Annotated in this window: 11 protein-coding genes; 5 read left to right on the forward strand and 6 right to left on the reverse strand. The window is 57.7% G+C overall.

What is annotated here, in order from left to right:
• Nucleotides 1–208 precede the first annotated feature (208 nt).
• Nucleotides 209–1,291 (forward strand): serine/threonine-protein kinase, encoded by a 1,083-nt coding sequence (locus H6F57_RS21190; RefSeq protein WP_190628322.1) that lies wholly within the window; start codon nt 209–211, stop codon nt 1,289–1,291.
• 7 nt (nt 1,292–1,298) lie between these two features.
• Here H6F57_RS21190 and H6F57_RS21195 read toward each other — a convergent pair whose 3' ends face one another.
• The gene (locus tag H6F57_RS21195) at nt 1,299–2,240 is read right to left on the reverse strand and encodes an alpha/beta fold hydrolase (RefSeq protein WP_199289782.1); all 942 of its coding nucleotides are present in this window, start codon (nt 2,238–2,240) and stop codon (nt 1,299–1,301) included.
• A 179-nt stretch (nt 2,241–2,419) separates the two neighbouring features.
• Between H6F57_RS21195 and rpiA the strand changes: the two genes are divergently transcribed.
• Nucleotides 2,420–3,127 carry a ribose-5-phosphate isomerase RpiA gene (gene rpiA, locus H6F57_RS21200; protein ID WP_073606954.1) on the forward strand — a complete coding sequence of 236 codons (708 nt, stop codon included), beginning with the start codon at nt 2,420–2,422 and terminating at the stop codon, nt 3,125–3,127.
• A gap of 502 nt (nt 3,128–3,629) precedes the next feature.
• Here rpiA and H6F57_RS21205 read toward each other — a convergent pair.
• A complete protein-coding gene (locus H6F57_RS21205) occupies nt 3,630–4,484 on the reverse strand; it encodes a manganese catalase family protein (protein ID WP_190628380.1) in 855 nt (284 codons plus the stop codon).
• Between the two features lie 348 nt (nt 4,485–4,832).
• Here H6F57_RS21205 and H6F57_RS21210 point away from each other — a divergent pair, with 348 nt between their 5' ends.
• Both H6F57_RS21210 and rpe read left to right on the forward strand, forming a co-directional pair.
• Nucleotides 4,833–6,014, forward strand: coding sequence for an aldo/keto reductase (locus tag H6F57_RS21210; RefSeq protein ID WP_190628324.1), 1,182 nt, complete (start codon nt 4,833–4,835; stop codon nt 6,012–6,014).
• Nucleotides 6,015–6,232: 218 nt separating this feature from the next.
• Nucleotides 6,233–6,940, forward strand: a complete 708-nt coding sequence (rpe, locus tag H6F57_RS21215; RefSeq protein ID WP_190628327.1) for a ribulose-phosphate 3-epimerase — start codon at nt 6,233–6,235, stop codon at nt 6,938–6,940.
• A gap of 100 nt (nt 6,941–7,040) precedes the next feature.
• On the opposite strand, the gene H6F57_RS21220 is transcribed toward rpe, so the two are convergent.
• From H6F57_RS21220 to H6F57_RS21235, 4 genes are all read right to left on the reverse strand, one after another.
• Nucleotides 7,041–8,975 carry an adenylate/guanylate cyclase domain-containing protein gene (locus H6F57_RS21220; RefSeq protein ID WP_190628329.1) on the reverse strand — a complete coding sequence of 645 codons (1,935 nt, stop codon included), beginning with the start codon at nt 8,973–8,975 and terminating at the stop codon, nt 7,041–7,043.
• Nucleotides 8,976–9,089: 114 nt separating this feature from the next.
• Entirely contained in the window at nt 9,090–10,238 is a 1,149-nt protein-coding gene (locus H6F57_RS21225) for a hypothetical protein (protein ID WP_206753721.1), read from the reverse strand.
• A 79-nt stretch (nt 10,239–10,317) separates the two neighbouring features.
• Nucleotides 10,318–10,623 (reverse strand): hypothetical protein, encoded by a 306-nt coding sequence (locus tag H6F57_RS21230; RefSeq protein WP_190628333.1) that lies wholly within the window; start codon nt 10,621–10,623, stop codon nt 10,318–10,320.
• A gap of 197 nt (nt 10,624–10,820) precedes the next feature.
• A complete protein-coding gene (locus tag H6F57_RS21235; protein WP_190628335.1) occupies nt 10,821–12,245 on the reverse strand; it encodes an NAD(P)/FAD-dependent oxidoreductase in 1,425 nt (474 codons plus the stop codon).
• A 316-nt stretch (nt 12,246–12,561) separates the two neighbouring features.
• Here H6F57_RS21235 and H6F57_RS21240 point away from each other — a divergent pair, with 316 nt between their 5' ends.
• Nucleotides 12,562–14,370, forward strand: a complete 1,809-nt coding sequence (locus tag H6F57_RS21240) for an aspartate kinase (protein ID WP_190628337.1) — start codon at nt 12,562–12,564, stop codon at nt 14,368–14,370.
• Nucleotides 14,371–14,617 lie beyond the last annotated feature (247 nt).

A 14,617-nucleotide genomic window follows, 5' to 3' on the forward strand; every position in this document is an offset into this window, starting at 1 on the left:
ATTGCTGCCCCTTCAATATTAAGTTTTTAAGTATTGTTGGGAGACTTGCTAAGGTAGTGGATAGTTCTGCACCCCTGTTAGTTTTGAATGTACTAGCGTTTTGTGTTCCTGCGCATTTTCGACTGCCATAGAGCTACGGCCCGGTTGGCTCCACTATTAAACTGGGAAACAGGCATCTTCCCCTCTTTTGAGGCCAGGACAAACAAATATGGTCAATTCACTGAGTCAACCCCTCGACCGGGCGGCCAATTCTGAAATTCGTCACTATTACCAGTCGCATCGGCTGTTTCGCGATCGCTACCGCGTGCTCAAAAAGCTGGGTCAGGGCGGCTTTGGTGTCACCTACCTAGCCCAAAATGCCACCCTGCCGGGGGAACCCTACTGCGTGATTAAGCAGCTCTGCCCCAAGGCGGGCAGCGAGCTGTCGCTAGAGCGCGCCAAGGTGCGGTTTCGTCGCGAGGCTCGAGCCTTGGCCAGTTTGGGCAGTCATTCGCAGATTCCGCAGCTGCTTGACTACTTCACTACCGGGGGCGAATTTTACCTGGTGCAGGAGTATGTACATGGTGAAACCCTGGCCCAGGAGGTGCGTCGCGCCGGACGGCTGACCGAGGCCCAGGTCAAATATTTTCTGCGCGAAATTATTCCGGTGGTGCGGTTCATTCACCGCAATCGCATGATTCACCGTGACATCAAGCCCCCCAATATTATTCGCAGCGAGCGCGATCGCCGCCTGGTGCTGATTGACTTTGGGGCTGTGCGCGAGTTCCTCTCCGATGTGGATGACAACGGCTCGATGCAGGCTCCGGCCACCCAGTTTGTCGGCACCCCTGGCTTTGCCCCGCCCGAGCAACTGGCCCTGCGCCCCTGCTACGCCAGCGACGTCTACGCCCTGGGCATGACCTGTCTGTATCTGCTCACCGCCCGCACTCCCATCGAGTTTGACCAAGATCCCCACAGCGGGGTGATTCGCTGGCACCACACCGTTACCGTCGGCCCCCACATGACTATGGTGCTCGATCGCATGCTGCTGCCCGACTCCCAAGACCGCTACACCACCATCGACGAGCTGGAGCGTGCCCTGGAGCTAGAGCCCCACCTCGACGTGCTGGCCGGCTGCATGAATACGCGTCAGCACCCACCTAGCGAGTTTGGCGCGCCCACTGATTTACCCAGCGATGCCTACCTGACCCCCATTCAGCGGGAGGCTCAGGCGATTCGTAAGTGGCGGACAAAGCGATCGCAGCCCCAAGGGCAGGGGCGTTCGGCAGGGCCGGTGTCGCGGCCCTACTAGGGCTAACTTAGGACGGCTGCAAGGCTGGGCTTGTGCCCCTCAGCCAGGCCTCTATGCGGGCGTTGAAGTCGGCGTCGGTTTCGTCGTAGAGGCAGTGGCCAGCATCGGGCACCACCTCTAGGGAAAGCTGCTGGCTCAGGGTCGTTAACCCTGCGGCCAGCCCCACGGGAACCACGCGGTCTTGGTCGCCCCAAAGCAGCAGTGTGGGTACCGCCAGTGTGGCCAGCATATCTTTAACCGAGGGGCTAAAACTGGGATCGGTGCGCGATCGCACTAGATAGCACAGCGTTCGGGCCGCACCGCGATCGCAGGGGGGCAGCGCAAACGAATTTACTAAGTCATCGTCTACCCGTTCCGCCACCGTGTAGATGCCTACCAGCGCTCGCCGCAAAATGCTGGGGCGACGCACCAGGGCAAAGAGCGATCGCATCAGCAGCGGGTTGGCCACCAGACTTTCGATCCGCAGCGCCAGGGCCGCCACCCAGCCCGCCACCAGGTCTTCGCGGTTGGCTTCCAGCGGCAGCGTAATTAGCGCCAGCTGCTTGACCCAATCGGGATGGTTGTGAGTGGCCAGCAACGCCACCAGCGCCCCAAGGGAATGGCCGACCAGCGCCACTGGCTGACCAATCACCTGACAAATGAAATCTGCCACCTGTGCCGCCCACAACTCTGCGCCGTAGAGCGTTGCCGCCTTCTCAGAATCGCCAAAACCCAGCAGGTCAATGGCATAGACCGGAGCCGCCCGACTCAGGGCCGGCAGGTTGTGCCGCCACTGGTTGAGGTTGGCCCCAAACCCGTGAATCAGTAGCACTGGCGGCACCGCTGCATCCCCCGGCCCGGGGTGAAACCAGTAGCGAATGCGCCAGCCCCGCCAGTGCCAAAAGCGCTGGTAGCCCGCCTGGCTGAGGCCAGAAGACAGGCTGCTGAGTAACGTCGGAGGTTGAGGCACAGCAAAAAGCCGAGTAGGAATGATGGGTAGTGCCCACCCTACAATGTTAGCGCTCCTACCATCCACCCCTCACTCCCCTATCTCCCCCACTTCCCCATCTCCCCCACTCTCTATGCAGCCGCCCCGCTTTAGGTCATGCTAGATCCCGAAAACGCAGTGATTTACAAGGAAGTAAAGCCATGACCGAGATGGATCCTGTCAAATTGATGAAGCAGGAAGTGGGTCGCCAGGCGGCGGCGCGGGTGCAGTCAAACACCGTGGTGGGCCTGGGCACCGGGTCGACCACCGCCTATGCCATTCAGTTCATTGGCGAACGGTTGGCCAGTGGCGAAATTAGTAACATCAAGGGTGTGCCCACTTCCTTTCAGGCATCGGTGCTGGCTAAGCAGTACGGCATTCCCCTCACAACGCTGGATGAAGGCGACGAGATTGCTTTGGCTATTGATGGGGCCGATGAAGTTGATCCTCAAATGAATCTGGTGAAGGGTGGCGGTGCTGCCCACACCCGCGAGAAGATTGTCGATTCCCTCGCTAAAGAATTCATTGTTGTTGTGGACAGCTCCAAGCTAGTTGACAAGCTTGGCACCACCTTTGCTCTGCCGGTGGAAGTTATGCCTTTGGCCGTCACCCCTGTCACCAAGGCGCTGGAAGCTCTGGGCGGCAAGCCCGACCTGCGTATGGGCATCAAAAAAGACGGCCCCGTCATCACCGACCAAGGCAACATGATTTTGGATGTAAAATTTGATGCGATCGACGACCCTGCTGGGCTAGAAAAAACCATTAACAACATCCCTGGCGTGCTCGACAATGGCCTGTTTGTGGGCGTGGCCACCGAAGTGCTAGTGGGCGAAGTCAAAGACGGCCAGGCTAGCGTTCGCAAGCTGTAGAGCGAGGCTAAGGTTGATTGACTGTAGGTTCAGAGAAAGGGTAGGGGATGGTGGGCGATCGCCCACTATCCCCTTCTATGTGAAAAGACGATCAAATTCGAAAGATCGATGCCAAGGTTCACAATGTTTGAGCAGCAGTGCCCCAATATCCATCGCTTTGTTGAGGAAATCGGATGGATTGAGGTGGGCCAACATGAAATGATTTCTGCTAGTGTCAGTCCTCAATAGCTTGCTGGGTTTCTTCGCCTTGTTACAGAAAATGGAGTGGCAGCGCTTAGTTTTTCAGTCCCTCTTGCCAGTGGCGTTTGACCAAATTTTGGGGAGCTAAGGCTGCGCACACAGCCTTAGCATTGCAATTTGTCTCGTCTGCTAACGGACGCAAGTAGATATTGCTATGGCCTCTCAATTACGCTAGCTGACAGCGTAGTTGAGTTGGAGCAACGCTTTGACGCGCTGCAGGGTGTGACGTTTAGCAATACTTACTCCTGACCGTTGAGAACCCCTACTTTTTAGGAGTGGAGTAGAGTTTGGGATTGGGAAGCGGAGCTTCGCCCTCAGGACCCAGGGGTTCTGGATTTTCCAGGTATTCAAACTCGCCTTTGCCATCAGGGCTGGGGCCTTTTGCCCAACGACCCTGATTACTGTCGGTGCCTTCTGACAAATTCCAGAACTGGTAAGAGGCATCCTGTTTCTCCTGCGATTGGGGGAATCGGCTGGGCACCGGCATTTCTTCTAACCCATCGGCCTTGAGTTCTTCGATCGCCGCCAACCACTGATTTTGGTGCATGGTATCGCGGGCAATCATGTAGCTCAGGGTGTCTTTTACGCCGGGGTCGGTAGACATTTCGTACAGACGGATGGCCTGTAAACGACCTTGGGCCTCGGCCTGCACGTTGGAGTAAAAGTCGGCCATCAGGTTGCCCGAAGCCACAACGTAGTTACCGTTCCAGGGATAGCCCGTGCTATCGGCAGGCAGCGCACCACCACCAGTTACTACAGCGTGTTTAGGGTTCATGCTGGACATGATGATGTCTTCAGTTTTCATGCCGCCCATCACCCCTTCCACAATGGGGTCTAGAGCGGATTTTTCTTGAACATCTGCAGGGGCTTTGTCAACCAAATGAGCAATCATATTGGCCAACATCTCAACGTGGCCAATTTCCTCAGTGCCAATGTCGAGCATCATATCTTTGTATTTTGCAGGACCCCGGCAATTCCAGCCCTGAAGGAGGTACTGCATCATTACAGTCATCTCGCCGAAAGGCCCGCCAATCAGCTCTTGTAGCTGTTTTGCGTAAACCGGATCGGGCTTGTCAGGCTTAGTGAAATATTGCAGGCGCTTCTTGTGGTAAAACATGAATTTTTTCTGGTGAACAGCATTGGAAAGAGCATTAGAAATCTGCTCCTCTATTGCCTTCATGGTTGCGAAATGAAAACGGTTTCCTATCTCTCAAAGGGGTCATAGAAGCGTGCTTTTGATCAATCTTCTCCTATAGCTAGATAGGGGCTCCTGCTAAAGGTCTACCTACCTCTCTGGCTTAGTTAGTAGAGCGCTTCAGTCGCCATGGGTGTCGTGGCGTTCAGCGGGCTGAGCAGTTTTACAATCTGCGATCATCTCACCACTGCCCTAGGCGCACCTTTACAACCAACAATCCCTTGACTACCGTGAGGGATAGCCCTTTGCTCTTTTGTGAATTGATCTCCTATGCAGTACCGCCGCTTTGGTCGCACTGAGCTTCAGATGCCCGTATTTTCTTGCGGTGGCATGCGGTATCAGCACTCGTGGAAAGACGTACCCTCAAAGGATATTCCTCGCCAGAATCAGGAGAATCTAGAGGCCACGATTCGCCGGGCGTTAGATGTAGGCATTAACCATATCGAAACCGCGCGGGGCTACGGCACATCCGAAATTCAGCTGGGGCAGATTTTGCCGAGATTAGATCGAGAGAGCCTGATTGTGCAAACCAAGGTCTCTCCCACCGCCGACCCCGCTGAGTTTCGCCAGAACCTAACTCAATCACTGGCCAACCTGAGGTTAGACACTGTTGACCTGCTCGGTCTCCACGGCATTAACACCGCCGAAATTTTAGACTGGACTCTGCGCCCGGGTGGCTGTATGGAGGTGGCAAGAGAGTTTCAGCGGCAGGGGCGGGTGCGATTCATTGGCTTTTCAACCCATGCACCGACGGCGGTGATTCAGCAGGCGATCGCCTCCGATGCCTTCGACTACGTCAACCTGCACTGGTACTACGTCAATCAAGATAATTGGGCTGCGATCGACACCGCCCAGCGCCACGATGTGGGCGTCTTCATCATCAGCCCGTCCGATAAAGGGGGGCATCTGTATAGCCCCCCCGCTAAGCTGGTAGACCTGTGCGACCCGCTCAGCCCCATGGTGTTTAACGACCTGTTCTGCCTCAGCCACCCCCAAGTGCATACCCTCAGCATTGGGGCGGCGCGGCCTACCGATTTTGATGAGCACCTCAAGACGTTGCCCCTGCTGGAAGACGCTGACCTGCACCTCAAACCTGTGCTCGATCGCCTGCACCACCATGCCCAGACCGTGCTGGGCGAAGACTGGCTCCGCACTTGGAAAATTGGCCTGCCCAGCCCCAATGAAACCCCTGGCAACATCAACATCCCCGCCATTTTGCGGCTGCGCAACCTGCTGCTCGCCTTCGATATGGAAGACTACGCCAAGGCCCGCTACAACATGCTGGGCAACGCGGGTCACTGGTTCCCCGGCGAGAAGGCCGAGAACTTGAGCCAGGTAGATCTATCCGAATGCCTGCGCCGCAGCCCCCACGCCGAGAAAATTCCGCATCTGCTGGCCGAGACCCACGCCGCGCTGGCCGGTCAAGCGATGGCTCGACTGTCGAATGCCTAATGGTCTGTCCAAGTTGAATATGTAGGTTGAGTTCCGCAGATGCTCCACCCAATCTGTGAGAGTGCTACCTTTTCAACTTGACGAAGCCCCTGCTCTTTAGTCGATCCCAGGGCTTCATCATATATTGTTGGAGAATCCTCTCAAATTCAGAACTTTTGTGAGAAGAGATTTTAAGACTTTGTTACGATAAACACAAACGCACAGGAGAACCATTCCCCATGCCTCACACCTCTTCTCACAAGTCCGTCGTTATCTCTCCCTCCATTCTCTCGGCCGATTTTAGCCGTCTTGGTGAAGAGATCAAGGCCGCTGACGAAGCCGGTGCCGACTGGATTCATGTGGACGTGATGGATGGTCGCTTTGTGCCCAATATCACCATTGGCCCCCTGATCGTCGAGGCGATTCGCCCCGTCACCCAAAAGCCCCTCGACGTGCACCTGATGATCGTTGAGCCGGAAAAATATGTCGCCGATTTTGCTAAGGCTGGGGCTGACATTATCACTGTTCATTGCGAGCACAACGCCTCACCCCACCTGCACCGCACCCTGGGCCAGATCAAAGAGCTGGGCAAAGAGGCGGGCGTGGTGCTCAACCCCGGCACCCCGCTGTCGCTGATCGAGAACGTGCTCGACCTCTGCGATCTGGTGCTGATTATGAGTGTTAACCCCGGCTTCGGCGGCCAGAGCTTCATCCCCACCATGGTCGACAAGATTCGCGCCTTGCGCGCCATGTGCGACGAGCGCGGTCTAGATCCCTGGATTGAAGTGGATGGTGGTCTAAAGGCCAACAACACCTGGCAGGTGCTAGAAGCTGGAGCCAACGCGATCGTGGCTGGTTCAGCGGTGTTCAATGCGCCCGACTATGCGGCGGCGATCGAAGGCATTCGCCACAGCAAGCGCCCCGCCCCCGAACTAGCTGCCGTCTAGTTAGAAAAATTGGGAGCCATTAGCAATGGCTTCTCTGTTGGAACCAATCTGAATCGGTTTGCAAGAGGGATGAGTTCGCTGAAACGCCGGACTCATCCCTTTAACTTTTCGTGGCGCGAGGAAACTGGTCTAGGTGGTGGCCCAGGTCTTTTTGCACCTGGTGGTATAGCTCGTCGCTCTTGCCCTTGAGGCTAACTACGCCATAGACCTGCACCGCTTCGTGCTCACGCCCGGCCAAAAAGTGCGTGCCCTGGTCGACGGCGATGATGTGCTCCTTCACCAGGTCATAGCAAGGCTGAGTAATCAAGATATCGGTGCCAACCATTTTGGTCAGTCCCTCGATGCGGCTGGCCACGTTCACAGTGTCGCCAATGGCGGTGTATTCTAGCCGCAGCACCGACCCCACATTGCCCACCACCAGCTCGCCATAGCTGATGCCGATGCCATTGTAGAGCGGCGGCAGCCCTTTCTCTTTGAGAGAGATGCGCAAGGTGGCGAGCGCCTTTCGCATGGCCAGAGCGGCGGAGACGGCCCCTAGGGCATCCTGCTCTGGCCCTAGGGATTTGGGTGCGCCAAACTCGGCCATCACTGCGTCGCCAATGAATTTGTCGATGGTGCCCCGGTGCTCCAAAATGGCGTCCACCATCACATCTAGGTAGGAATTGAGCAGGCTGACGGTTTCGATCGCCCCTAGCTGATACGAAATGCGGCTAAACCCGCGAATATCCGAAAATAGCACCGCCGCCTGAAATTTTTGCCCCACAGTGAGACTGGTGAAGTCTTCGGGCTGGTTGAGAATTTCTTGGGCTACCGATGGGGCCACGTAGCGCTCTAGGGTGCGGCGCAGGCGCTGTTCTTCGAGCCGGTTGCTGACGGCCCCGGTGGCTATGTAGGTGACACCGCCCATGCCTAAACAGGCGACGGGGATGGCGACAGGCATGAGGCGATCGCCATGCACCATCAGCAGGTACGCGATCGCTCCCCAGGCGACGATCGCGCCCAAAAAGCCCACCAGCCTGGGCACGGGCTGAGTGAAGCGGTAGCCGAGGCCCAAGCCGATGGCCCCAATGGCGATCGCCGTCAGCAAGCCCTGGGCTAGGGGGTTGGCGATCGCGACGTTAACCACCCGATCTTCCATCAGCACGGCTAGGGCGTGGGCATGGATTTCGACCCCTGGCATGGCGTCGTCGATGGGGGTGCGCTTGCGGTCTTGAAACGACGTGGCCATGGGGCCAATCAGCACGATTTTGCCTTCAAACTGATTGGCGATTAGGGGCCAGTTGATGGGGTCAAGCAGTTGCACAAACGACACCACCGGGAAGCTGCCCGCCGGGCCGTAAAAGAAGAGTTGTTGGCTCTGGCGCTCTGGGCTGGGGTAGTTAGCTGCTGCCAGGGTGGCCCCTGCCAGAGACGGTAAATTATCTGAGAATTGGTGGGTCTGCCGCAGGGTTTCAATGCCGCGATCGGGAAAGGCGCGATGCTTGCCGTCGGCATCGACCTCTAGGTTAATGAGGCCCACCTGGGTCTGGCTGCTATAGACGGGCTGTAACAGGTTGGTAAATAGACCAAAGTCGCTGCTTGACACGTCGTAGGCGGCGGCTAAAGCCACGCGATTGCCCCACCGAGCGAGGGTTGCTTCTAAAGCCGCATCATCGTCGGGACCGTAGCCGCTGGGGTCAACCAGCAGCACGTCAAGGGCCACCGCCTTGGCTCCAGCAGCCATCAGCTGCTCAATCGCTTGGGCATAGGCCTGGCGCTGCCAGGGCCAGATCGCTAGGGGCTCCAAAAACGGATAGCGATCTGGCTCGGCCTGGTACAGGTCGCCCTGGGTCAGCGAGTATTCGTCAATGCCCACAATCACAATTTCCTCGGGTGGGGGCACCGGCCCCCGCAGCCGCAGCAAAAATGACTGAGCCTGGCCCTCAATTAGCACAATCCACGGGTGCTGGGAGGTCAGGGCGATCGCCCCAAACACCGCCCAGCTCACCATCAGCCCGTGCCCCAGCTGAAAGATACGTCGATAGGATCTAACCACAGCAACCGCTCCCCAAGACGCCAACGCTGAACAAGTGGCTCTGGCACAGCTCAGAGCCTGGCAGCACCCCTATTCCCTACCATCTGCAAGCCTCCCATGATGGAAGCTTAACCTTTAGAACGGAAAGGGAAATCGGATTGGCGGAGTGGGAATGGAGGGCACCCAATAGTAGGGCAACGGCACCCCTGGAAACAGCTGCTCGAAGGAGCGGCGCAGGTTAGCCATGCCAGGTATTTCGACCGCAAACCCGTCAATCAGTGGACCTTCTAGCAGGTCAATAAAATCTTCCGCACTCAGGGACGAAATCACTGCCTCGTCGTCCTCGGCAGCAACGATGACCTGCTGCCCCTCCGCCACGGTAATGGAATCTTCTGGAGTAAAGTCTACGGTTTCCGCTTGGGTCGCGTCAGCCGGTATTGGTTTAGAGTCTTCCCCATCGATCGGTGAAGAGCTGTTTTGCTTCGGCGCGGTGAAAAAACCAAGCGGTTCAGTGAGCGTCCCGGTCGGCGTAGTCGGTTCAGGGATGCCAGCAGGTTCAGGAGTGACGGCAGGCTCAGGGATGACGGCAGGCTCAGGGGTGACAGCAGGTTCAGGGGCGACGACGGGGTCAGGGGAGCCTACAGGTGATGGCTCCGTCGTCGGAGAGGACGGCATAGGGTTAATGAAAGGAACCACTGGGTCGGTATTAGGCACCCTTGGATCTAGGGATGGATCAATCGGGTCAAAGTCGCCTGCCATTGGATCAACGGGCTCGGGGTTGGCATGGCGCTCCACCACTACTTCCCCTTCAAATACCTGAACAATGGTTTCCCCAGTTTCCGTGACTTCGATGGTATAAATTGTGCCTCTCACTCCAGCGACGACTGAGGTCGAGCAGCCGTTTAGGTTACCGTTGACTAGCAGCGTGCCCCGGTTGAGCTGGGCACACTGCCCCACTACCAAACTAGAGTTGTGGGCCAGGCGCGCCACGGCCCCAGTGTTGAAGCGCAGCGATGCCCGAGCATCCCTTGTTCTGACCTGCTGGCGCTGCTGGGCCACGCTGTTCACCTGGGCTGCGCGATTTTGAATGTAGACCTGGTTGCTGTCTAAAATTTCGGTCACGGTAGCAGCCGAGATCGACTGGCCCTGGGCCCGCTGCCCCGGTATGGCCAGCAGGCTACTGCCCACCAGCGCCGCCCCCATGAGTCGCGCAAACCGTCCCCAGCTTGTGCTGGACTGTAGTCTAAGCCCCGATAACCAAAAAGACGCCATCATAAATTCCACTGAGTTGCCTTGATAGGATCTATACACAGACAACCCTCAAAATTCGGCTATAGATTGCGAAACTTAACCCACTAAAAAGCTAGCTAAACACATCGGGCTGCTCGGGGTCATGTACCTGGCTCAGGTTGGGTAGCAGAGCGCTGACATCATCGGGTGACTCAGCAATCATCGTCAGTAAGTCGTAGGCATCCATTGGCTTGCCGGTTTGTGCCGATAGTCGATGGGCGTAGTAACGCAACTGGGCCATAATGCGCGGTTCAGCCTGGCGCAGGTACATGCACAAGCAGGCCCGCGCCTGGGCCTCTGAATCGCGCCCCAAAAAGTAAGCTAGGGCCGCCAGCAGATCGCGCTCATAGTCGGGCAGGGTTTGGGGATCGATGGGCATAGTGATGTGAATAGGAATGGCCTAAGACACGAACCGCTGAGGGTTAGTGTTGGCCTTCGATACTACCTGTTCACCCGTGAAGCGGTCTAGACGGCGATCGCCTCGCTGTAACCCAATCCCTTTAGAATAAGTCGCTGCAAAAAAGCACCAGACAAACTGCCTGATGCTTTTTTGCATAACTCGCTAGCCACTGGCCACTAGCCAGGGGTGGCTGGGGCGCGGGCCTCGCCTTTTTCGAACACTTTCTCGGTAATCAGGCGTGACCCCTGCTTGCGGGTGAGGTAGTTGGCTACCCACTGGGTCATCACCATGAGCTTGTTGTCAAACTCAATCAAGTAAAAGATGTGCACAAACAGCCACACAAACCAGGCAAAAAAGCCAGTGAGCTTGGCCCAGGGTAGGTTGACGACGGCGGCGTGACGACCAATCACTGCCAGGCTGCCGGTGTCTTTGTACTCAAAGGGAGGCAGGGTGTTGTTTTTAAGCTGTTTTTGAATCAGTCGGGCCACATATTTGCCCTCCTGCATGGCGACGGGGGCTACTCCTGGCAAGGGGCGATTCCCCTCTGGGGAGGCTGCGCCATCGCCCTGATGGGCAAAGTGGGCCAGGTCGCCGACCACAAAAATATTCGGGTGGGTTGGCAGGCTGAGGTCGTTGTTAACGATGACTCGGCCTGAGCGATCGCGCTCTGCCCCGGTGCTCTCAGCCAAAATGCCGCCCATGCCGGGGTCACGCACGCCGGCCGCCCAGAGCACGGTGCCCGCCTGTAGGGTGGTGACTTCATCCCCCTGCTTCAGGGTGATCTGATGACCCGAAATATCCGTTACCAAAGACTGGGTCAGCACCTCGACACCCATTTTCTCAAGGTCGGCATTGGCGCGGGTCGACAGATCAGCCGGGAAGGGCGGCAGCACCCGATCCATACCCTCGACCAATAGAATGCGGCTATCGGTGGTGTCAATGTGACGAAAGTCGTTGGGCAGGGTGTGGAAAGCCAGCTCAGCCAGCGCTCCGGCCAGCTCTACTCCAGTGGGGCCACCGCCCACAATCACAAAGGTGAGTAGGGTTTGTCTGAGCTCGGGATCAGCAGTGTTCTCAGCTTTTTCAAAAGCGGCAAAGATGCGTCGCCGCATTTCTAGGGCGTCTTCTACGGTTTTGAGACCGGGGGCGACCTCGGCCCAGTCGTCGCGGCCAAAGTAGAAGTGGCTCATGCCGGTGGCCACAATCAGGCTGTCGTAGGGCACAATGCGGCCATCGGCGAGGCTGACCGCTTGCGGGGCAGGGTCAACATTGGTGACTTCACCCATCAACACCCGAGTATTCTTTTGGGCGCTGAGAATGCCGCGCAGAGGAGAGGCAATGTCGCCGGGGGAGAGGCCGCCGGTGGCCACCTGGTAGAGCAGCGGCTGAAACAGATGGAAATTGCGCTTGTCGATCAGGGTGACTTCCACATCGGCGCGACCGAGCTGCTGGGCGGCGTAGAGACCGCCAAAGCCGCCCCCAATAATCACCACCTGATGCTTGCCGGGGGTCACGGGCGGCACCTCAACGGTAGGGGAAGCGTTTTCGTGGGCTGTGTCTTGGGCCCTAGCGGCTTGGTCGGGACGGGAGACAGTCTGCATGGCAATACCAGGGAAGCAGGTTGTTACTTTTCGTTATAAAGCAGGATACCGCTAAATACTGTGCGCTGTGCTATATCCGTGCAGTTCCATGCAGCCTGCCGAAGATAGTGACAAGTTGAGTCTGAGGGGTTTCAATCGCAGGGGTTGGGCTGATAGATTAAAAGATCTGGTTTTTGTCAGCCCTACTCGATCAATTGTGGGCAATGTCGCGTTTGGGCTGCGGTAAGGGGGCTAGAATTTGGGGAGCTTTTCTGCGCCTCGGCGACGGGGTGGGAGGGGCCTACCTCGCGATCGCAGGGAGACAAGAAATACGGCTATGACGCTGATCGTACAGAAATATGGTGGCACCTCCGTGGGCACCGTGGAGCGCATTCAGGCAGTGGCCCAGCGAGTTAAAGCCACCGTAGAGGCTGGGCATTCGGTAGTAGTGGTGGTGTCGGCCATGGGCAAAACCACCGACGGCCTGGTAAAGCTCGCCAACGATATTACCGATCAGCCCAGCCGCCGCGAGATGGATATGCTGCTCTCCACTGGCGAGCAGGTGACGATTGCTTTGCTGACCATGGCCCTGCACGCCCTGGAGCAAGACGCCATTTCCCTCACGGGAGCCCAGGTGGGCATTGTCACCGAGGCCGAGCACACCCGCGCCCGCATTCTAAAAATTAAAACCGATCGCCTCAAGCGCCACATTGACGAAGGCAAGGTGATTGTAGTCGCAGGCTTTCAGGGCATTAGCCAAACCTCAGATCTAGAGATCACCACCCTGGGGCGGGGTGGGTCTGACACTTCGGCGGTGGCCCTGGCGGCGGCCCTGGGGGCCGAAAAGTGCGAAATCTATACCGATGTGCCGGGCATTCTCACCACCGACCCGCGCCTAGTGCCCGAGGCCCAGCTGATGGATGAGATCACCAGCGACGAAATGCTGGAGCTGGCCAGTCTGGGGGCTAAGGTGCTGCACCCCCGAGCGGTGGAGATCGCCCGCAACTACGGTGTCACCCTGGTAGTGCGATCGAGCTGGACCGATGAGCCAGGCACCCGCGTAGTTTCTCCTCGGCCACAACCTCGCCCCCTAGAGGGGCTAGAGCTGGCCCAGCCGGTGGATGCTGTGGAGTTTGACACCGACCAGGCCAAGGTGGCGCTGCTGCGGATTCCCGATCGCCCCGGCATTGCCGCCCGCCTGTTTGGCGAACTAGCCACCCAGGCGCTGAATGTCGATTTGATCATTCAGTCCATCCATGAGGGCAACACTAACGACATTGCTTTCACCATGGTCAGGGCAAATCTCAACCGGGCCTCGGCCACCGCCGAGGCCATTGCCCCAGCGTTGCGCAGCAACCCCACCGACACCACCCAGGCGGAGGTGATGATTGACCAGCGCATGGCCAAAATCAGCATCGCCGGGGCGGGCATGATTGGTCGTCCTGGGGTGGCCGCTAAGATGTTTTCCTCCCTAGCAGCGGCGGGCATCAACATTCAGCTAATTTCGACGTCAGAGGTAAAGGTTAGCTGCACCATTGACGTGGAAGACTGCGATCGCGCCATCGAGATCCTCTGCGGTGCCTTTGAGGTCACCTCATCCCCCATGCCCCAGGGTGCATCGCCCACGGCCGCCGAAGCCCCAGTGGTGCGCGGCGCGGCCCTAGACACCAAGCAAGCTCGGGTAGCCATTCGCCATGTGCCCGATCGCCCCGGTATGGCGGCCCACATCTTTCAGCTGCTGGCCACCCACGGGGTCAGCGTAGACATGATCATTCAGTCGCAGCGCTGCCGTCTAGTGCATGGCCAGGCCACCCGCGACATTGCCTTCACTGTGGCCCAGGGTGATGCCCAGACCGCTAAGGCGGTGGTGGAGTCGGCTACTACCGAGCTGGGCCTAGGGGATGTAGCGGTGGATGAGGCGATCGCCAAGGTGAGCGTCGTCGGCACTGGCATGATCTATGCCCCCGGCGTGGCCGCGCGCATGTTTAAAGCGCTCTCAGAGCAGGGCATTAACCTGCAAATGATTGCCACCTCAGAAATCAAAATTAGCTGCGTAGTGGCTGAAGATGAGGGCGTTACGGCCCTGCGGGCTGTGCACAACGCGTTTGGCTTAGCGGGGCTAGAGCGCACGGTGGTGCCCGCCTGAGAATGTTGACTTTATCCCAGTCGTCCACGCTGTTTTGGCAGCACCCTTTAAGTTACAGATGGGGGGCTAGGTGGTAGTTTCTCTGGGCGCAGGCTTCGATGCGCCTGTAAAGCGGGGCTTTGCAGGCAGCGTCTCCCAAAGAAAAGTCCTTGCTCCGGAATGTTCCTACAGCAAAGCTAGCAACGCCTTTCAGGAGTTACTAGGGCTGTAGCTCGGCTTAAATACTAAAAAACACCGTGCTTACAGC

The organism is Leptolyngbya sp. FACHB-60, from assembly GCF_014695775.1.
In the GTDB taxonomy this organism is placed as follows: Bacteria; Cyanobacteriota; Cyanobacteriia; order Phormidesmidales; family Phormidesmidaceae; genus Nodosilinea.